The 20060-nt window shown below is 73.7% G+C and carries 11 protein-coding genes and 1 riboswitch; of the genes, 4 read left to right on the forward strand and 7 right to left on the reverse strand.

Going from position 1 to position 20060, the window contains the following annotated elements; translation table 11 throughout:
• Positions 1-34: 34 nt before the first annotated feature.
• Positions 35-2107, reverse strand: coding sequence for an NAD(+) synthase (locus tag EUS26_RS11310; RefSeq protein WP_130013948.1), 2073 nt, complete (start codon positions 2105-2107; stop codon positions 35-37).
• A 267-nt stretch (positions 2108-2374) separates the two neighbouring features.
• Positions 2375-2541, forward strand: a riboswitch (cobalamin riboswitch).
• 163 nt (positions 2542-2704) lie between these two features.
• Here EUS26_RS11310 and EUS26_RS11315 point away from each other — a divergent pair.
• Complete coding sequence (locus tag EUS26_RS11315) at positions 2705-5302, forward strand: ribonucleoside-diphosphate reductase subunit alpha (protein WP_130013949.1); 2598 nt, start codon at positions 2705-2707, stop codon at positions 5300-5302.
• 40 nt (positions 5303-5342) lie between these two features.
• Positions 5343-6356: a ribonucleotide-diphosphate reductase subunit beta gene (locus tag EUS26_RS11320; RefSeq protein ID WP_130013950.1), complete on the forward strand. Its 1014-nt coding sequence runs from the start codon at positions 5343-5345 to the stop codon at positions 6354-6356.
• A 28-nt stretch (positions 6357-6384) separates the two neighbouring features.
• Here the strand turns inward: EUS26_RS11320 and EUS26_RS11325 are convergent, their stop codons facing one another.
• A complete protein-coding gene (locus EUS26_RS11325) occupies positions 6385-8433 on the reverse strand; it encodes a DUF6541 family protein (protein ID WP_130013951.1) in 2049 nt (682 codons plus the stop codon).
• Entirely contained in the window at positions 8430-9764 is a 1335-nt protein-coding gene (locus EUS26_RS11330) for a nucleotide sugar dehydrogenase (protein WP_130014011.1), read from the reverse strand. The genes EUS26_RS11325 and EUS26_RS11330 overlap by 4 nt, the downstream gene beginning before the upstream one ends.
• Before the next feature lie 120 nt (positions 9765-9884).
• Here EUS26_RS11330 and EUS26_RS11335 point away from each other — a divergent pair, with 120 nt between their 5' ends.
• Positions 9885-10826: an alpha/beta hydrolase gene (locus EUS26_RS11335; protein WP_130013952.1), complete on the forward strand. Its 942-nt coding sequence runs from the start codon at positions 9885-9887 to the stop codon at positions 10824-10826.
• Positions 10827-11137: 311 nt separating this feature from the next.
• Here EUS26_RS11335 and EUS26_RS11340 read toward each other — a convergent pair whose 3' ends face one another.
• Entirely contained in the window at positions 11138-13438 is a 2301-nt protein-coding gene (locus EUS26_RS11340; protein WP_130013953.1) for a glycosyltransferase, read from the reverse strand.
• A gap of 64 nt (positions 13439-13502) precedes the next feature.
• Here EUS26_RS11340 and wecB point away from each other — a divergent pair, with 64 nt between their 5' ends.
• A complete protein-coding gene (wecB, locus tag EUS26_RS11345) occupies positions 13503-14573 on the forward strand; it encodes a non-hydrolyzing UDP-N-acetylglucosamine 2-epimerase (RefSeq protein WP_130013954.1) in 1071 nt (356 codons plus the stop codon).
• A 124-nt stretch (positions 14574-14697) separates the two neighbouring features.
• On the opposite strand, the gene EUS26_RS11350 is transcribed toward wecB, so the two are convergent.
• Genes EUS26_RS11350 through EUS26_RS11360 form a run of 3 tightly spaced genes read right to left on the reverse strand, consistent with a single transcriptional unit; the run spans position 14698 to position 20058 of the window.
• Entirely contained in the window at positions 14698-15846 is a 1149-nt protein-coding gene (locus EUS26_RS11350; RefSeq protein WP_238148948.1) for a glycosyltransferase family protein, read from the reverse strand.
• Complete coding sequence (locus EUS26_RS11355; RefSeq protein WP_130013955.1) at positions 15839-18286, reverse strand: glycosyltransferase; 2448 nt, start codon at positions 18284-18286, stop codon at positions 15839-15841. Before EUS26_RS11355 ends, EUS26_RS11350 begins: the two co-directional genes overlap by 8 nt.
• Positions 18283-20058, reverse strand: coding sequence for an ABC transporter ATP-binding protein (locus EUS26_RS11360; RefSeq protein ID WP_130013956.1), 1776 nt, complete (start codon positions 20056-20058; stop codon positions 18283-18285). Before EUS26_RS11360 ends, EUS26_RS11355 begins: the two co-directional genes overlap by 4 nt.
• Positions 20059-20060: the final 2 nt, after the last annotated feature.

Consider the following 20060-nt stretch of genomic DNA (forward strand, 5'->3'; position numbering starts at 1 on the left):
GTCCGGACCGGGCGTCGAGACGCCCGGTCCCGGCTCAGGCGTCGTGCGGGACGTTCGCCTCGAGCTCGGCCAGCCAGACCCGGGCGTTGGCGTCGGAGGGGGCCCGCCAGTCCCCGCGGGGCGACAGCGCGCCCGCCGAGGACACCTTCGGCCCGTTGGGCAGGGCCGAGCGCTTGAACTGGCTGAAGGCGAAGAACCGCTCGACGAAGAGCACCAGCCACCGGCGGATCTCGGCGAGCCCGTAGGCGTTGCGCCCCTCCTCGGGGAACCCGGGCGGCCAGGGGCCCTCCCCGGCGTCCCGCCAGGCGTGCCAGGCGAGGAAGGCGACCCGGCTGGGCGGCATACCGAAGCGGATGACGTGGTGCAGGGTGAAGTCCTGCAGCTCGTACGGTCCGATCTTCTCCTGCGTCGACTGGACCTGCCCGTCCTCCCCCGCCGGGACGAGCTCGGGGGTGATCTCGGTGTCGAGGATCGAGGTGAGGACCTCGCCGGTGCGGGCGTCGAAGAGTCCCTCGCCGACGACCCAGCGGATGACGTGCTGGATCATCGTCTTGGCCAGTCCGGAGTTGACGGTGTAGTGCGACATCTGGTCGCCCACGCCGTAGGTGCACCACCCCAGCGCCAGCTCCGAGAGGTCCCCGGTCCCCAGGACGATGCCGCCGCGCTGGTTGGCCGCGCGGAAGAGGACGTCCGTGCGCAGGCCGGCCTGGACGTTCTCGAAGGTCACGTCGTAGACCGGCTCGCCCCCGGCGAACGGGTGCCCGAGGTCCTCCAGCATCTGCCGCGCCAGGGGGCGGATGTCGAGCTCCTCGAAGGTGACGCCGAGCGAGGTCGCGAGCTCGGTGGCGTTGTCCTTGGTGTGGTCGCTGGTCGCGAAGCCGGGCAGGGTGAAGGCGAGGATGTCGCTGCGGGGCCGCCCGGCCCGGTCCATGGCCCGGGCCGCGACGATGAGGGCGTGGGTCGAGTCGAGCCCGCCGGACACCCCGATGACGACCTTGGGGTCGCCGATCGCGCCGAGGCGCTGCGCGAGCGCGGTGACCTGGATGCTGAAGGTCTCGTAGCAGTCCTGGGCCAGCAGCCCCGGGTCGTCGGGCACGAACGGGAAACGGTCGACGACGCGGCGCAGGCCGATGTCGGTGCGCGGCGGGTCGAGCACCAGGTCGACCGTGCGGAAGCGGCCCACCCGGTCGCCGAGGGCCACCGCGTTGTCGTCGAAGCTGCCCTGCCTGGCCCGGTCGGCGCGGATCCGCACGAGGTCGACGTCGGCGACGCTGCGGTGCGAGCCCTGGGCGAACCGCTCGGACTCCACCAGCAGCCGACCGAGCTCGTGGACCATGGTCTGACCGTCCCAGGACAGGTCGGTGGAGGACTCCCCCTCCCCCGCCGCCGCGTAGGCGTAGGCGCACAGCCCCCGGGAGCTGGCTCCGGCGCACAGGGCGTGCCGGTCGGCGGACCGGCCGACCGTGATCGGGCTGCCCGAGAGGTTCGCGACCACCGTCGCGCCGGCCAGGGCCGCCTCCGCGGAGGGGGGCACCGGCACCCACACGTCCTCGCACACCTCGACGTGCAGCACGAGGCCCGGCACGTCCGTCACCCGGAAGAGCAGGTCGGGGCCGAAGGGCACCTCGACCGCGTCGCCAGGGGTCGTCCCGGGGCGGGGCAGCCTCAGGGTCTGGCCGTCGGTGCCGACGCCGGCGGCGAAGTGCCGCTTCTCGTAGAACTCGCGGTAGTTCGGCAGGTACGACTTGGGCGCCACCCCCAGCACCTCGCCGCGGTGGAGGACCACGGCGCAGTTGTAGAGCCGGTTGCGGTGCCGCAGCGGGGCCCCGACCACGACGACCGGCAGCAGGTCGCGGGTCGCCTCCGCCACCGACCAGATCGACTCGACCGTCGCGTCGAGAACGGCGTCCTGCAGGAGAAGGTCGTCGATGGCATACCCGGTCAGCCCCAGCTCGGGGAAGATCGCGACCGCCACGCCCTCGGCGTGACACTCGCGCACCACCTCGGCGGTGCGCTCGGCGTTGGTCTCCGGGTCGGCGATGGCGACCGGCAGGGTGCAGGAGGCGATGCGGGCGAAGCCCTGGTCGTAGGCGCTGAAGAACTCCACGCGGCCAGTCTGTCAGGAGGTGCCGGTCCGGACCGCTTGGCGGCGCCGCGCCCACCATCCGCGACGCTCGGTGCGGTGGAGGGCAACCATCCGCGACGCTCGGTCGGGTGGAGGGCAACCATTCACGACGCTCGGTGGGGTGGAGGGCAACCATTCATGACGCTCGGTGGGATTCACAAGATGTGGGGGTTACATCGGTGTCATTCGTCTGTATATAGTGGCGCACGCAGCTGGTTCGGCTGCGGTCCGCGGCACTCCCGCGGGTCGTGGTCGTCGCAAGAGGGAACCCGGTGAGAACCCGGGACTGCCCCGCAGCGGTGAACGGGAACGACCGTCGCATCCACGGCACTGCGCCCCCGGGCGTGGGAAGCCGCGACCAGTAGGTCCGTCCGGAGAACTCTCCGGACCTCGCCCGTGAGTCCGAAGACCTGCCAGTGCACGGACGGCCCGACGCCGCCCGTGGCTCGTGACCGCGAGGGACGGTCTGGGGCTGGCAGTGGCGACCCGCGACGACCGCGGGGCACCGCAGCATACCCCTCCCCCCTCGTCCGTCCCGGGCGCCTCCGCAGCAGGACCGAGTTCACGAGGGGTGAACCGATGGCCACCATCACCGTCATCAAGCGCGACGGCACGCGAGTGCCCTACGACGGGCACGAGATCGCCCGTTCCATCGAGGCGGCCGCCGCCGGGCTGGACGACGCGGTCGTCCGCGCCACCCAGCTGCAGTCCGAGCTGGAGATCACGCTCTTCGACGGCATCACCAGCGAGCAGCTGGACGAGGCGGTCGTCCAGGTGGCGCTGCAGAACGTCAAGGACGACCCGGCGTTCGACACGATCGCCTCCCGCCTGCTCGTCAAGACGATGTACAAGGCCGTCTTCGGCGACACCCGCGACCTGCTCGGCGAGGACGACCCCGAGGTCGTCGCCGCCAAGCACCGGCAGTACTTCCCCGGCGTGGTCGCCCAGGGGGTCCGCCGTGGGTTGCTCGACCCGCGGCTCACCGAGCTGTTCGACCTGGAGGTCCTCGCCGCCGCGCTGGACCCCGCGCGCGACGACCTGCTGCGCTACACCGGCGCCCAGACGCTGCGCACCCGCTACGCGCTCACCGACGCCGACCGGGCCCGGACCGTCCTGGAGACCCCCCAGTTCTTCTGGATGCGGGTGTCCATGGGGCTGGCCCTGGACGAGGCCGACCCCACGGCCGCCGCGCTGCAGTTCTACGACGCGATGTCCCGGCTGGAGTACCTCGCGGCCGGGTCGACCCTGGTCAACGCCGGCACCGCCTACAGCCAGCTGTCCAACTGCTTCGTCATGCAGATGGAGGACGACATCGAGCACATCGCCAAGAGCGTGCGTGACGTCATGTGGCTCACCAAGGGCACCGGGGGCATCGGCATGTCGGTGTCCAAGCTGCGCTGCGAGGGCAGCCCGATCCGGTCCAACAACACCGCCTCCACCGGGCCCATCCCCTTCATGCACACCATCGACTCGACGCTGCGCGCGGTGAGCCGGGGCGGCAAGAAGTTCGGCGCGCTGTGCTTCTACCTGGAGAACTGGCACCTCGACTTCGGGGCGTTCCTCGACCTGCGGCAGAACTCCGGCGACCCCTACCGCCGCACCCGCACCGCCAACACCGCGGTCTGGCTCAGCGACGAGTTCATGAAGCGGGTCGCCGCCGACGACGAGTGGTTCCTCTTCGACCCGCTCGACACCCCCGACCTCACCGAGGCGACCGGCGCCGACTTCTCCGCGCGGTATGCCGGCTATGTCGCCCGCGCGAAGGCCGGCGAGCTGCGGCACAGGAGGCTCCGCGCGCGGGAGCAGTGGAAGGCCATCCTCGTCTCCCTGCAGACGACCAGCCACCCCTGGCTGACCTGGAAGGACTCCATCAACACCCGGGCGCTCAACCACAACACCGGGACGATCCACTCCTCCAACCTGTGCACCGAGATCACCCTGCCGCAGGACCGCGACAACGTCTCGGTCTGCAACCTCGCCTCGATCAACCTCTCCCGGCACGTGCAGGGGCGGCACAGCACCGGCGAGGTGCACATCGACTGGGAGCGCCTGGCCCGCTCGGCCCGGCTGGCCGTGCGCCAGCTCGACAACCTCATCGACATCACCATCAGCTCGGTCCCGGAGTCCGAGCACTCCAACGAGCAGAACCGCGCCCTCGGCCTCGGGGTGATGGGGTTCACCGACGTCGTCGAGCGGATGGGCCTGTCGTACGAGTCGGCCGAGGCCTACGACCTCATCGACCGGCTGGTGGAGTTCGTCTCCTGGCACGCCATCGACGCCAGCGCCGACCTGGCCCGCGAGCGCGGGGCGTACCCGACCTTCGAGGGCTCCCGGTGGAGCCAGGGCATGGTGCCCGTCGACACGATCGGGCTGCTGGAGGCCGACCGCGGCCTCACCGTCGAGGTCGACCGCAGCAGCACGATGGACTGGGACGCCCTGCGGGCCAAGGTCGCGGGCGGCATGCGCAACTCCACCCTCATGGCGATCGCGCCGACCGCCTCGATCGGCCTCGTCGCCGGCACCACCCCGGGGCTGGACCCGCAGTTCAGCCAGATCTTCAGCCGGGCGACCAGCGCCGGCAAGTTCCTCGAGGTCAACCGCAACCTCGTCGAGGACCTGCGCCAGCACGGCCTCTGGGAGCAGGTGCGCGAGGACCTGCTGCGCCACCAGGGCGACCTGTCGAGGGTCGAGGGGGTGCCGGCCGAGCTGCAGGAGATCTACCGCACCAGCTTCCAGCTCTCGCCCTACGCCTTCCTGCACGTGGCCGCCCGCGCCCAGAAGTGGATCGACCAGGCCATCAGCCGCAACATCTACCTCGCGAGCCGGGACGTCGGCTCGATGGCCGAGCTCTACTCCACCGCCTGGCGGATGGGGGTCAAGACGACCTACTACCTCCACATGATGCCCCGGCACACCGCCGAGCAGTCGACCGTCAAGGTGAACAAGGCGACCGAGCCGTCCGCGGCGGGGGCCTCCGGCGGCCGGCGCGGCTTCGGTGGCGCCTCCAGCGCCCCGCCGCGACGCGGCTTCGGCGCGGCCCCCGCCGCCCCGGCGGTGGCCCCGACGCCGGTCCAGGCGCCGCCCCAGGTCGAGCAGCTGCCCGTCGTCTACGAGGTCGACGGCCAGCAGTGCCCGATCGACCCCATGGAGCGCCTGCAGTGCGACTCCTGCCAGTGACGACCACCCGCATACCTGACCTCCCGGAGGAGACGACCGCATGACCGACACCCTCGACACGACCACCACCACCGGCATCCTCGGCACCGGCATCCAGGAGGGGCTGCTGCTCAAGCCGGTCACCTACCCCTGGGCCATGGAGCTCTACGACCAGGCCGTCGCCAACACCTGGTTCCCCAACGAGGTGCAGCTCGGGGAGGACCTCGGCGACTTCGAGCGGATGAGCGAGGACGAGCGGCACGCGCTCACCTTCCTCATGTCCTACTTCAACCCCAACGAGCTGCTCGTCAACAAGGCGCTGGCCTTCGGGGTGTACCCCTACGTCAACGCCGCGGAGTGCCACCTCTACCTCGCCAAGCAGATGTGGGAGGAGGCCAACCACTGCATGAGCTTCGAGTACGTGCTCGAGACCTTCCCCATCGACCGGGAGGCGGCCTACAGCTCGCACGTGGAGGTGCCGTCCATGGCGGCCAAGGAGGAGTTCGAGGTCAGGTTCATCCGGCGGATGACCGAGCAGACCCTCGACATCTCGACGACCGAGGGCAAGCAGGACTTCGTCCGCAACCTCGTGGCCTACAACGTCATCCTCGAGGGCATCTGGTTCTACTCCGGGTTCATGGTGGCGCTGAGCTTCCGGCAGCGGAACCTGCTGCGCAACTTCGGCTCCCTCATCGACTGGATCGTGCGGGACGAGAGCCTGCACCTCAAGTTCGGGATCAACCTCATCCTCACCGTCCTCGACGAGAACCCGGACGTCGCGACCCCGGAGTTCGCCGACGAGATCCGCGGGATGGTGCTGCACGCGGTCGAGCTGGAGGAGGCCTACAACCGGGAGATGCTGCCCACGGGCATCCTCGGCCTCAACGCGGACTACATCAACCAGTACGTGCGCTACCTGGCGGACCGGCGCCTCGAAGAGCTCGGCTTCGAGCCGGAGTACGGCGTGGCGAACCCGGCGAAGTGGATGGCCACCGCCAACGACACCCTGCAGCTGGTGAACTTCTTCGAGTCGATCAACACCTCCTACGAGGTCAACACCCGCGCCGACTCCTGAGGGCGGTGCGCGGCACGCACCCGGGCCGTCAGGAGCAGCCGGTGAACTCCCACAGGGAGGCGTGGCCGCCCTCGTCGACGAGGGTCCACGCCTCCTCGGCCCGCTCGACCGCCGGCGTGTCGACCCGGCCGAGCGGGTCGGCGCCGCTGCCGTACCCGCCGTCCGGGTCGAGGTTGCGCAGCCCCGGCGACGTCTCCTCCCACTTGGCGTTGGCGGGGTCCTCGAAGGTGAGGGAGTCGGCATACACGTGGGTGACCCCGAGGGCGCGCACCGCCTCGCAGACCTCGGGGTCGACGGCCCACTGGTCGAAGCGGTCGAGGAGGATGTCGCGCTCGGGGCTGTCCGGGATCGGGCTCAGCTGGGGGAAGACGACGTCGACCCCGGCCCGGTGCAGGAGGTAGGGCGAGCCGGCCACGGGCTCACCGAGCACCACGGCGTCCTCCGGCAGCGTCTGCGCGGCCCGGTCGACCATGGCGACCTCCTCCGGCTCCAGGATCGTGCCCCAGGCGATCGGCGTGGTCGTGTAGGTCGAGGCCATGACCTGCACCTGGCTGGTCCAGCGCAGCCCCGACGTCAGCACGACGAGCGCGACGACGAGCCCGGCCGCGACCCACTCGACCCGCACCCGGAGCACCCGGGAGAGCCGGCCGGCCAGCCAGCCCCCGGCCCCCGCCGCGAGCAGGATGGCCGGGACGAGGACGAGCTGGTTGATGCGCGAGGCCTGGGTGTACCAGAAGCCGGACAGCACCCGCAGCGGCTGCTCCGGCGGGCCGGCCGCGAGCAGGGTCAGCACGACGGCGGCCACGAGCGACACCACGAGCCACCGGGCGTGCCGCCACCGCAGCGCCAGGGCGATCCCCAGCCACACGAGCAGCGTGGTCACGAGGTTGACCGAGGTGATCTTGTAGACGTAGATGAGCGGGTGGTCGATGGCCAGCGACCCCAGGCCCGGCAGGTAGGACTCCTGCCCGCCGCGGCGGTAGTCCATGATCGCCAGCACCGGCGGGAAGGTCAGCAGGAAGAGGGCCGCGCCACCCACCAGCGCCACCCAGGCCACGCCGGCCGTCACCGCACCGACCCGGTGGCCCAGCCGGAACTGACGACGCAGCTGCCGGGCCAGGAGCACGGTGAGCAGCGGCAGCGCGAGCAGCGCCAGGCTGAACAGCCCGGACGGGTGCGCGAGGACGACGCCGACGACGGCCCAGGCAAGGCCGATGCCGAGCGCCAGGTGCATCCGCCAGGACAGCACCCCGCGGAAGGTCGCGACGAGCAGGGCGATCGTGCCGGGCAGGCAGGCCGTCGACAGGGCGTACGGCCAGACCGCCAGCATCGACACGGCGATCGCCGGGAAGGCCACGTAGGTCGCCGCGAGGACGGGCACGAGGACGGTCGGCAGCGCCCGCGCGGGCCACACGACCCGGGCCAGCGCGACGAGCCCGGCGACCCAGACCACCGACCCGAGCACGATCGAGGAGGCGTTGGCCGCCTCGGTGACGCCCTCGAAACCGGGCGCGACCGCCACCAGCGAGTGCCAGACGGCGGGGTAGAACGGCGCCGCGTTGTCGGCGTACATCGGGGCCAGCCCGCCCAGGGAGCTCGCGTCGCCGGTCTCCCGCACGAACCACAGCGCGTTGAGGTGGAAGACCGCGTCCCACGCCTGGGGCGGCTGGTCCGCGCGGCCCATCCCGGTCATCATCGCGGCCGCGAGGACACCGCCGCCCAGGGCCCAGGTGAGCGCCAACCACCCCCGTTCGGTATGCCGCAGCGCCCGCTCCCCCGCCACCGTCACCCCGGCGGGGTGCCGGATGGTGCCCAGGAGCATCCCGATGAGCACGGCGGCCACGACCGCGAGCAGCGCGCCGAGGGCGAAGGTCAGCAGGCTCCACGGCACGCCGACCAGCGCGTAGCCGATGGCCAGCACCCCGGCCAGCCCCGTGGTCACCGCCGGACCCGCGCCCAGCGCGAGGAGACCGCGCACGCCGAGCCCGCGGAGCACGGCATACCCGGGCAGCACCCAGAGGGCCACCATGAGGACGATCCCCGGGACGACCTCCCCCCAGCCCACGCCGTCGGTCATGGGGCGGGCTGCTCGCCCCCGCCGATGGTGAGGCGGGGCACCCCTGTGAAGCGGGCCGGGTCGGTGACCCGGCGCCCGTCGAGCAGCAGCCGCAGGCCGGGCAGGTCGGTGGCGCCGAGCTCGGCGTACTCCGGGTGGTCGGCCTGGACGATGGCGACGTCGACCGGGTCGCCGGCCCGGCCCGGGGTCCAGGCGTAGGGCTGCCAGCCGAACGCGGCGAGCTCGTCGTCGGTGTACATCGGGTCGTGCACGAGGACCTCGGCGCCGCGGGCGCGCAGCGCCTCGACGGTCGCGAAGACCCCGGAGAACGCGGTCTCCTTGACCTTGCCGCGGTAGGCCGCGCCCAGCACGAGCACGCGAAGGCCGTCCAGCGAGCCCAGCAGCGCCTCGGCCCGGGAGACGGCGTAGTCCGGCATCGCGGCGTTGGCCTCGCGGGCGGCGCGCACGACCGTCGCGTCGGGGTCGGTCGACAGGTAGAGGCGGGGGTAGACGGGGATGCAGTGCCCGCCGACGGCGATGCCGGGCCGGTGCAGGTGGCTGTAGGGCTGGGAGTTGCAGGCCTCGATGACCTGGTGCACGTCCAGGCCCACGGTGTCGGCGAACCGGGCGAACTGGTTGGCCAGGCCGATGTTGACGTCCCGGTAGGTGGTCTCGGCGAGCTTGGCCATCTCCGCCGCCTCCGCGCTGCCCAGGTCCCACACCCCGTTGGGCCGGTCCAGGTCGGGACGGTCGTCGAAGGTCAGCACGGACTCGTAGAAGGCGGTGCCGCGGGCGGCACCGGCCTCGGTGAGGCCACCGACGAGCTTGGGGTAGCGGCGCAGGTCGGCGAAGACCCGGCCGGTGAGCACCCGCTCGGGGGAGAACACGAGGTGGAAACCCTCGTCGGTGCCCTCGCGCAGCCCGGACAGCTCCTCGATCATCGGCTTCCACCGGCCCCGGGTGGTCCCGACCGGCAACGTGGTCTCGTAGGCGACCAGGGTGCCCGGGGTCAGGTGCTGGGCGAGGCTGGTCGTCGCGGCGTCCATCCAGGCGAAGTCCGGGGCGCCGGTCGCCTCGTCCACGAAGAGCGGGACGACCACGACGACCGCGTCGGCGCCCGGTATGGCGTCCGCGTAGTCCGTGGTCGCCCGCAGCCGGCCGGCGGGGACGAGCTCGGCGAGCTTGTCCACCAGGTGCGCCTCCCCCGGGAACGGCTCACGCGCGGCGTTGACCGCCTCGACGGTGCCCGCGTCCACGTCGACCCCCACCACCTCGTGCGCGGGGTCGGCGTCCGCGAACTGCACCGCCAGCGGCAGCCCGATCTTGCCCATCGCGACGACCGCGATCCTCATCCGTGCCTCTTCCGTCGGGGTGGGGACGTGCCGGATCAGGATACGTGGGGGCCGGTCGGGGCCGTCGACGGCGAGCGGCTCCTCGTGCGGGCCGCCGGGGTGGTGGGCGATCATCGGTCCATGCCCGACTCCACCTTCACCCTCAGCACCCCGGACGGCACGGCGGTGCACGTCCACCGCTGGCTGCCGCAGGGCCGGCCCCGCGCCGCCGTCCTCGTCGCCCACGGCATGGTCGAGCACGCCGAGCGCTACGACCACCTCGCGCGACGACTCGTCGACCACGGGTATGCCGTGCACGCGCCCGACCACCGGGGGCACGGGCATACCGTCACCGACACGGACGGCCTGCTCGGACACCTGGGCGACGAGCACGGCTTCGCGACCGTCGTCGACGACCTGCTGGCCCTGACCGCGCGGATCGAGCAGGACCTGCCGGGCGTGCCGGTGGTGCTGCTGGGCCACAGCATGGGCTCGTTCCTGGCCCGCGCCTTCGCCGCGCGCTACGGCGACCGCCTGGCCGCCCTCGTGCTCTCCGGCACCGCCGGCCCGCCCGGGGTGACGGCCTGGGTCGGCCTGCAGGTGGCGTCGCTGGAGGCCCGGCTGCGCGGCCCCCGGGCACCGAGCCACCTCATGACGGCGTTGACGATGGGGCCCTACAACGCGCGCTTCCGCCCGACCCGGACCCGCTCGGACTGGCTCACGCGCGACCCCGCGCAGGTCGACGCCTACGAGGCCGACGAGCTGTCGGGGTCGGTCGCCACGGCCGGCTTCTACCGCGACCTGCTCACCGGGCTGCGGTGGGTGAGCGAGCCGTCGGTGGCTGCGCGGATGCCGAAGGACCTGCCGGTGCACCTCGTCGCGGGCGAGGTGGACCCGGTCGGGGGTGCCGTCGGGACCGAGGAGGTCGCCGCGATGTTCCGCAACGTCGGCATGCAGGACGTCACCGTGCGGATCTGGCCCGGCGCCCGCCACGAGGTCTTCAACGAGACCAACCGCGACGAGGTGGAGGCCGACCTCGTCTCCTGGCTCGACGAGCGCTTCCCCGCGCCCGACGCGAGGTAGGACCACACCGGACGCGCCGTCCGACCACACCGGACGCGCCGTCCGACCACACCGGACTCGCCGTCCGACGACACCGGACGCGCCGTCCGACGACACCGGACGCGCGGTAGGACCCGCCGCTGACGGCGGCACCCTTCCGCAGGCCCACTATGCGCGCTTTTGGTCCCGAAAGGGCCACCACCGCCCACAGCCATCCCCCCAGCCAGCCCCACCTCCCGTTAGGCCGCCCCTCCGAGGCGTGCAGTGCGCACTCATGGCCCCCAGAGGGCCACCGCCGCACACAGCCATCCCCCCACCAGCCGCGCAGGAGATCAGCCGTGGCGCGTCGGCCGGGAGGCCCAGAGCGAGGCGGACATCAGCCGCAGCGGCGCCTCTGGGTCCAGCGCGTGCCGCCAGGAGCCGGGGAGCAGCGTGCGCGGGGTGCCGTGACGTCGGCGGGCGCGCGCCAGGGCGAGGAGGCGGGGCGTCGGCACCCGCGGGTCGAGCGCGGCCGCGATCAGGTCGTGGTCGGCGCGGCTGAGCGGGTCGGTGCACCCCGGGGCGGCATCGAGCACCCGCCGCGTCATCCGGGCCAGCTCCGCGCGCTCCGCCTCGGTCCACCAGTCCGGGTCGGGGCGGGTGAGCACGGCGCCGAACACCTGGATGCGCAGCACCTTGGTGCCGACGGCCCGCCGCTGCGCCGCCGTCAGCCGGGGCGTCCACGGCAGGTCCCACAGGGCGTCCGCGGTGAGCAGCTGCTCGCGCAGTGGCCGGGGGTCGGCGGTGATCCGGTCGGGGGCGTCGTCGTGCACGAGGTATGCCGGTGCCCGCGCCGCGAGCACGACCTCGGCCCCGGCATACAGCGCGGTCATCATCGGCAGGTCCTCCCCCACCTGGGCACCCGGGTGCAGCCGCGCCCCGGGCAGACGCAGCGCGCCGCGCGAGATGAGGCCGAGGGGTGCCGAGCGGTAGCTCAGCCGGTCGCGCACGAGGTCGACGCGGCCGCGCCCGCGGACCGGCCGAGCCGGCGGGGTCGGCAGGGGTCTGCCGGCCAGCCGCACCGGCGGCAGCACGACGACCGGCTCGTCCGGGTCCCGGCCCTCGGCCGCCCGCAGCCAGCCGGCCAGCGCCCCCGGCGCGAGCGCGTCGTCCGAGCCCATGATCGACACCCACGGCGCGCTGGCCGCCTCGATACCGGCGTTGAACGGCCCGCTCGGGCTCGGTATGCCGTCACTCACCTCCATGACCCGTACCCGCGGGTCGTCACGGAGGTCGGCGGGCAGCAGGTCGGCGGTCTCGTCGGCGGTCAGGTTGTGCGCGACGACGCTGACCCGCACCGGCAGGTCGCCCAAGCCGTCGAGGACAGAGCGCACCGCGCGGGAGACCTGACGACGCGTCGAATGCACGGCGACCACCACGTCGACGACGGGGGTGGCCAGGGAGACAGGCCCGTCGAGTCCGGGCTGGCGCCCACCAACCCCGGGGGTGCGAGCGCCGACGACCTGGTCGCTCTGCCCACCCGACCTGGCACCGAGCGCCTCGGCGTAGACCTTCCCGACTCCCTCGGCATACGCCTGCTTTCCGAACCGCTGCACCACCGGTCCGGCGACCTGCTCCGCCGTGAGCCCGGCGCTCTCCGCCCAGACCCTCTCGACCGCGTCGGCCCAGGTCGACGGGGCTGCGCCCGGAGGCACGAGCTGCCCGCTGGGCGGCCGGACGAACTCCCGCGGCCCGCTCACGTCACCCACGACCACCGGCCGCCCGGCCGCCAGCGCCTCGGCCGCCGCCAGGCAGAACGTCTCCGCATGGGTCGGCAGCAGGAAGACGTCCGCCTCCCCCACGACCTGCTGCACCCGCTCGGGTGCCAACGCCCCGGGCAGCTCCAGCGGTACGCCGTGCGCCCGCGCCTCACGCTCGACCTCGTCCCGCAGCACCCCCGACCCCACCCAGGTGAGCCGGGCGTCGACGCCCCGTGCCCGCAGCTCGGCGGCCGCCCGCACCGCAGTCACCGGGTCCTTGCGCGGGATGAGCCCGCCCACGCCCACGAGCCGCAGCGGACCGCGGTCGCGCAGGTCGGCCGCCGGGTCGCGACGGGGCGCCAGGACGGCGCCCGGCGACGTGACGATGTTGGGGACGACGCGCACCGGGCCGCGTCGCAGCCGGCGCACCTCCCGGGCCAGGTCGGGCCCGACGACCGCGACGACGTCCGGTCGGGCGAGCGACGGGCGCACCGCGTGCCGGGCCAGCCGCAGCGGAACGGACAGGGTCTCCGGTGCCCCCAGCCCTGACCAGTGCTCGGTGTGCACCCACGGTCGCGCCGGTCGACGGGCGGCCAACGGCAGCAGCGACGAGACGGCCATGGTGTGGACGAGGTCGGCGCCGAGGTCCAGCCTGGCGATGCGTCGTGCGGCCCGGGCGACGTGGTCGGGCCGGCGCGGGTCCATCACCAGCTGCTCGACGGGTATGCCGTCCGGCAGCCCCGGTGCGCTCGCGCCCGCGAGGTGCGGCGCCACGAGGTGGAGCACCCGGACCTCGTGGCGCTCGGCGATTGCCGCGACGTCACGGGCGACGAAGACCCCGGTCGAGGGGGACGCCGCGGTCGGGAACCACGTGGTCACGACCAGGACGCGCATACCTGCACGCTATCCCGACCGGCGGTCACGGGACCCGGGCCGGGCGCTGGCTAGAGTCGACGGGGTGAAGATCCTCTCCGTCGTCGGGGCCCGCCCGCAGTTCGTCAAGCTCGCGCCGATCGCGCAGGAGTGTGCCGCCCGCGGGGTCGAGCACGTCATCGTGCACACCGGGCAGCACTACGACCCGATGCTCTCCGACGTCTTCTTCACCGACCTCGGCATCCCCGACCCGGACGTCCACCTGGGTGTGGGCTCCGGCAGCCACGGCGTGCAGACCGGGTCGATCCTCGGCGCGATGGACGCGGTGCTGGAGGAGCACCACCCGGACTGGGTGCTCGTCTACGGCGACACCAACTCCACCCTGGCCGGGGCGCTGTCGGCGGTGAAGCTGCACGTGCCCGTCGCCCACCTCGAGGCCGGGCTGCGGTCCTTCAACCGGCGCATGCCCGAGGAGCACAACCGGGTCCTCACCGACCACGCCGCCGACCTGCTGCTCGCCCCGACCCAGGTCGCCCGGGAGCACCTGGCCGCCGAGGGCCTCGGCGAGCGCACCGTCGTCGTCGGGGACGTCATGATCGACGTCCTGCACCGCGTGCGCGACGAGCTGGTGGACGCGGACGCGGTGGTGGACGAGCTCGGTATGCCGTCCGCGGGCTTCTCCCTCGCCACGATCCACCGGGCGGAGAACACCGACGACCCGGCGCGGCTCGGCGCGGTGGTCACCGCCCTGCAGGAGGTGGACCACCCGGTCGTGCTGCTCGCTCACCCGCGGCTGCGGGCCCGGGCGGCCGAGCACGGCCTGGACCTGGACGGCGGGTCGCTCACCACCCGCGAGCCCCTGGCCTACCCCCGGCTGGTGGGCGCGGTGAGCCGAGCGCGCGGCGTCATCACCGACTCCGGCGGCCTGCAGAAGGAGGCCTTCGCCCTGCGGACGCCCTGCACCACGGTGCGTACCGAGACCGAGTGGGTCGAGACCGTGGAGCTGGGCTGGAACGTCCTCGTCGAGCCCGGCCCCGCCCTGGCGCAGGCCGCCTCCCGGCCGGCGCCCGAGCCGACCGACGCGGCGCCCTACGGCGACGGCCACGCCGCGGCCGCGGTGCTGGACGCCCTGCTCGCCCCCCGACCCGGTTCGTGACCCCCGGCTCCACGGCCGCGGCGCGGGAGCGGGCGGCGCGCCGTGGGCTGCTGCTGGCGGTCTCCACGACGGACATGTTCGGCACCGGCGACGACGCCGCGCGCCCGGTCGGACGGGGTGCGCCTCAGCCGCCCACCCGGGCCGCGAGGGTGTCGACGGCACGCTCCCAGCCGCGCACCTGCTGCTCGGCGGACAGCTCGCCGGCGGCCGCGTGGGACGCCGCCTTGAAGCCCGCCACCTGCTCGGGGGTCAGCCCGTCGAGGGTGTCGGCCAGCGCCTGCGCGGTGAAGTCCGCGCTCACCACCCCCAGCCGGTGCCGCCGCACGAGCGCGGCCATCTCCGGGCTCGGGCCGACGACGAGCGCGAGCCGCCCCTGCACGAAGTCGAAGACCTTGTTGGGCAGCGCCCACAGGTGGTTGAACGACACCGGCGGCAGTACGTAGACCCCCACGTCGTAGGCGTTGAGCGTCGCGGGCAGCTCGTGCGGCGCGACCGGCGGGTTGATGCGCACCCGGTCCGAGGCGGCATACCGCTCCCGCAGCTGCGCGAGGTAGGCCTCGTCGTTGGGCATGAGGTAGAGGTCGAGGGTCAGCGGGGGGCGCACGAGGTCCATCGCCTCGAGGATGACGTCGAGCCGGTGCCGCTGCGCGTTGCCGGAGTGCACCAGCCGCAGCGGGTCGCCGACCGGCCCGGGCGCCAGGTCGACGTGCTGCGGGGCGTTGACGACGACGCCGGCGCGCAGCCCGAAGCGCAGGCGGTACTCCCGCGCGATGCCGTCGCCGACGGTGGTCACCGAGTCGGCCAGCGGGCCGTAGCGGCGCACGAGGTAGCGGTAGTAGGGCGCGACGAAGGCCCGCCACCGCCACGACTCCTCGTTCTGGCGCGGGTGGTACTCGTGCAGGTCGGCGTGCACGCCACCCGTCGGCGCCAGGTCGAGCGCGAGCGGCAGGGTGTCGATGTCGTCGGCGAGGACGACGGTGAAGCGCGGCTGCCCGGCCAGCAGCTCGGCCGCGGCGAGGGTGACCGGCGCCTGGCGGTATGCCGTCTCGAACCGCCGCTGGACGAGCAGCCGGCGGTCCTTGTGCCAGTGCACGACGTCGTCGGGCAGGCGCAGGTGCTCGACGACACCCTCCGGGGCCTCGCCGTATCCGAGGGTGGTGACCGCATAGCGCTGGGAGAACAGCGAGATCTGCCGCAGCACGCGGGCGTCGGAGCGCAGCGTGCTCCACGCCATGACGAGCAGCCGGGGCCGGGGGTCGCGCACGTCAGCCACGGTCCGCGACCCAGGCGCCGATGGCGTCCACCCACCGCCGGGACTGACGGGCGTCCGACAGCTCCGCGGCGGCGGCGTGCGAGGCCCGTTTCCAGGCCGCCACGTCGGAGCCGACCGCGGCCAGCACCGCGGCGCGCACGGCGGCCGCGTCGAACCCCTCGGTCACGAGGCCCAGACGGTGCTCGCGCACCAGGTCGGCCATGTCGGGGGTGGGGCCGACGACGACGCCGAGCCGGGCCTGGACGAAGTCGAAGATCTTGTTGGGCAGGGCGTTGGCGTAGTTGAAGTTGACCGGCGGCAGGACGAAGATCCCGATGTCGTAGCCGTTGAGCGTCGGCATGAGCTCGGCGTAGGGCACCGGGTCGTGCACCCGGACCACGCCGCCGGACTCCTGGGCCGAGGCCCGGAGCTCGGCCAGGTAGGGAGGGTCGTTCGACGTGAGGTAGAGGTCGAGGGTCACGTCCGCGCCGGACCGGGCGGCGGCCAGGACCCCCTCCACCATGACGTGGATCGCCCGGCTGCGCAGCCCGGCACCGGTGTGCACCAGCCGCAGCGGCGCGCCGACCGGGCCGGGGGCGAGCACGGCGTACGGGGTGGCGTTGGTGACCACCTCGACCCGGACGCCGAAGCGGCGGGCGTACTCCTGCGCGATGCGGTCGCTGACCGTCGTCACCGAGCGCGCCCTCGGCAGCTGGGTGCGGCAGATCCACTCCTGGTAGGGGCCGATGCGCGCCTTCCAGCCCGGGTACTCCTCGCGCCACAGCGGCCAGAACTCGTGGAGGTCGGCGTGCACGCCGAGCCGCGGTCGCAGCGCGTGCGCCAGCGGCAGGGTGTCGGTGTCGTTGGCCACGACGACGTCGGCCGACCCCGGCTCGATACGCCGACGCACCCAGCGCGTCGCCGACTGCGCCCAGTATGCGGCGCGGTAGGCGCGGGCGGTGATGAGCCGCCCGTCCAGCGCGTTCGTCGTCCCGGGAGGCACCTCGACGTGCGCCCTGACCCCGTCCGGCGCCGGCCCGTAGCCGCACGTCACGACCTCGGCCCCGGCCGCGACGAGGTGCCGGACCTGCTTGAGCACCCGCGCGTCGCCGGTGAGCGGGCTGAAGGCCAGCACCAGCACCCGGAGGCCCTCGAGCGGTCGTCCGCCGGTGGCGTCACCGGCGTGCGGCCGGGGGTCGGGCGCCGCGGCCCGGACGGCACGACGGAGGGCCGGGACCGCCCGGGACAGCGCCGCCGCGGCGTGCGCCCGGACGGTGGACTCCCGGTCGAGGTTGGCGAGCGGATCGGAGGTCAGGAGGATGTCGAGGCGGCCGGCCCCGCCGCGGCGCGCGGCGGCCGCCGCCAGGTCGTCGACGTCACGGGCCGCCGCGACGTCGCGCACCAGCGCCTCGTCGGCCCGGTGCAGGGCCCGCCCCACGTCGGGCGCCAGGTCGAGACAGCGGCGGACCAGGCCCTGGACGGTGCTCGCCTCGCCCGGCTCCCACAGCACCGGCGAGGTGCGGCGGCGGACCGCTCCCAGCACGTGGATCCGCAGGACCTTGACCGCCAGTGACCGGCGGACGTCCGCGGGGAGCGCGACCACCCAGGGCTCGTCGAGCAGGTGGGCCAGCGCGGTGAGCTCCACGGCGACCGGCCGGACCGCCTCGGTGATCCGGTCGGCCCCGTCGGTGCCGATGACGTACGCAGGCAGGTCCAGCCCGTAGTCGACCCGCAGCCCCGAGGTGCTCAGCCGCAGCGAGAGCAGGACGTCGCCACCGGTGCGCATGCCCGGGGTCAGCGGACCGGTCCCGTCACCGGGGAGCAGCCCCAGACCCTCGAGCGCCTCCCGTCGCAGGAGCCCGAGCGGCGCCGTGCGGTAGGCCAGCCGGTCGCGCACGAAGTCGAGCTGGGTGGTGCGCCCCGGCCGGACCCGCGGCGTCGCGACGTGCTCGCCGTCCTGGGTCTCCAGCCGGGCCATGAGCCAGTCGGAGCCCAGCCGGTCGGCGCGGGACACCCAGCTGCCGAGCGCTCCGGGGGCGAACCAGTCGTCGCTGCCGATGATGCACACGTACCGCCCGGTGGCGGCGGCGAGCCCCGCGTTGAACGGGCCCGAGGGGCTGCCCATCCCGTCCCGGACCTCGACGAACCGGGTGTGGGCGCCGACCGTGTCGGCGACGTCCTCGTCGAGGCGGCTGAGGACGGCGCGGCGCACCGCGTCGGCCTCGAGCTCGTGGCACATGACGCTCACCCGCACCCGGTGCCCGCCCGGGACCACGCCGGTCAGGTCCGCGCCTCGCAGGGCTGACGCGACGGCGCGCTCCACAGGCCGTGCGAGGTCGTGCACCGCCACCACCACGTCGACGTCGACGGCCGGGAGGGCCGCCGGGGAGGCCGAGACGGACGTGCCCGCCGGGTCGTGGCTCGACGAGGTGGTCGACGTGGCGACGCGGTCCGGGCTCATGCCAGCCCCGACAGCCGCGCCTGGGTGGCGAACTCCGGATGGGCCGCCACGACCTCGTCGAAGCTGCCCCGGGCCACGATGGTGCCGTCCTTCATGAAGCAGACCTGGTCGCTGTGCCGGACGGTGGAGAGCCGGTGCGCCACCGCGACCACCGTCACCTGGCCGTGCAGGTCGCGGATGGCCCGGGCGACGGCGTCCTCGGTGGCGGTGTCCAGCGCCGAGGTCGCCTCGTCGAGGACGAGGACGAGCGGGTCGGCATACAGGGCCCGGGCGATGCCGAGGCGCTGCCGCTGCCCGCCGGAGAGCGCGAGGCCGCGCTCGGCGACCCGGGTGGCGAGCCCGCCCCGCTCGTTCACCACGTCCATGAGCTGGGCCCGCTCCAGCGCGCGCGTCACCGCCGCCTCGTCGATGTCGTCGCCCCAGGTCAGCGCGACGTTCTGGGCGATGGTGCCGTCGAAGAGGTTGACCTCCTGCGGCACGTAGCCCACCCGTGCGCGCCACGCCCCGAGCACCTCCGGCAGCGGCCGGCCGTCGATGCGGATCTCACCCTCGGACGGGGTGAGCAGGCCGAGCAGCACGTCGACCAGCGTCGACTTGCCCGCCCCGGAGGCTCCCACCAGGGCGACCGAGGACCCGAGGGGCACGTCGAGGTCGACGGCCTGCAGCGCCGGCTCGGCCGACCCGGGGTAGGAGAAGGACACGTCGCGCAGCGACAGCAGCCGGGGCGCGTCCGGCAACGGCTCCCGGCCCAGCTGCTCGGCGGCGTCGACGTAGCCCTGCGCGTCCCGGATATCGGTGATGACGGCCTCGGCGTGCGGCAGCGTCGAGGCGGTCTGCGTGATGATCGACTGGAAGCGGTTGACGCTCGGGATCATCCGCATCCCGGCGACGGCGAACAGCGCGATCGCCTCGAAGGCCTGCTGCGCGCCGCCGAGCAGGTAGGCCACGCCGCCGACCAGCGCGAAGCCGAGCACCAGCCCGGTGTCGGTGACGAACTTAGGCACCGTGTTGAGGAACATCAGGTGCGAGCGGGCCCGCGTCGCGTGCACCCGGTTGGCGTGCACCTCGTCGGCGACCTCCTGCGCCTTGCCGCGCAGCGTCACCTCCTTGAGGGCGCCCATCATCTCGGTCATCAGCCCGGCCACGACGAAGGAGTAGTCGCGGCCCACCCGGCCGGCGACAACCGCGCGGGGCGAGATGACGGCATACATGAGCACGGCCAGACCGCCGAGGTAGGCGAAGGTCACGACCGCGGTCACCGGCTGCGCGACGAGGAGCACGACGAGCACCGCGGCGAAGGTCGCGAGCTCGGCCGGCAGAGACGCGGCCGGCAGCAGCAGCCCGGTGGTGGTGTTGGCGATGCCGACGTCGGCCAGGCGGACCAGCTGGGAGGTGTTGCGCTTGAGCCGCTCGGTCCACGGCGCGCGGATGTAGGCGCCGAAGAGCCGGTCGCCGATGACGAGGTCGTAGGCCGCGAGCCGCTTCGCCACCGCCCACTGCAGGGCCACCGTCGCGAGCCCCTTGACGACGACGAGCAGGCAGATGGCCCCGAGGAGCCAGGCGTAGCGGTCCGGGGGGACGGCGCCGACCACCGGCAGCTGCACCGGATCGCCCTGGATCATCGGCGCCAGGGTGAAGGCGAGCAGCGACAGCGCCAGGATGTCGACGACGGCGAGGACGCTGGAGGCCGCGGCATACCCGATGAGGAACCACCGGGTGCTCGGCGGCAGGAGGGGCAGGAGACGACGCAGCGCCCGCAGCAGACGGATCACGC

This window comes from Serinicoccus sediminis, from assembly GCF_004153545.1.
In the GTDB taxonomy this organism is placed as follows: domain Bacteria; phylum Actinomycetota; class Actinomycetes; order Actinomycetales; family Dermatophilaceae; genus Ornithinicoccus; species Ornithinicoccus sediminis_A.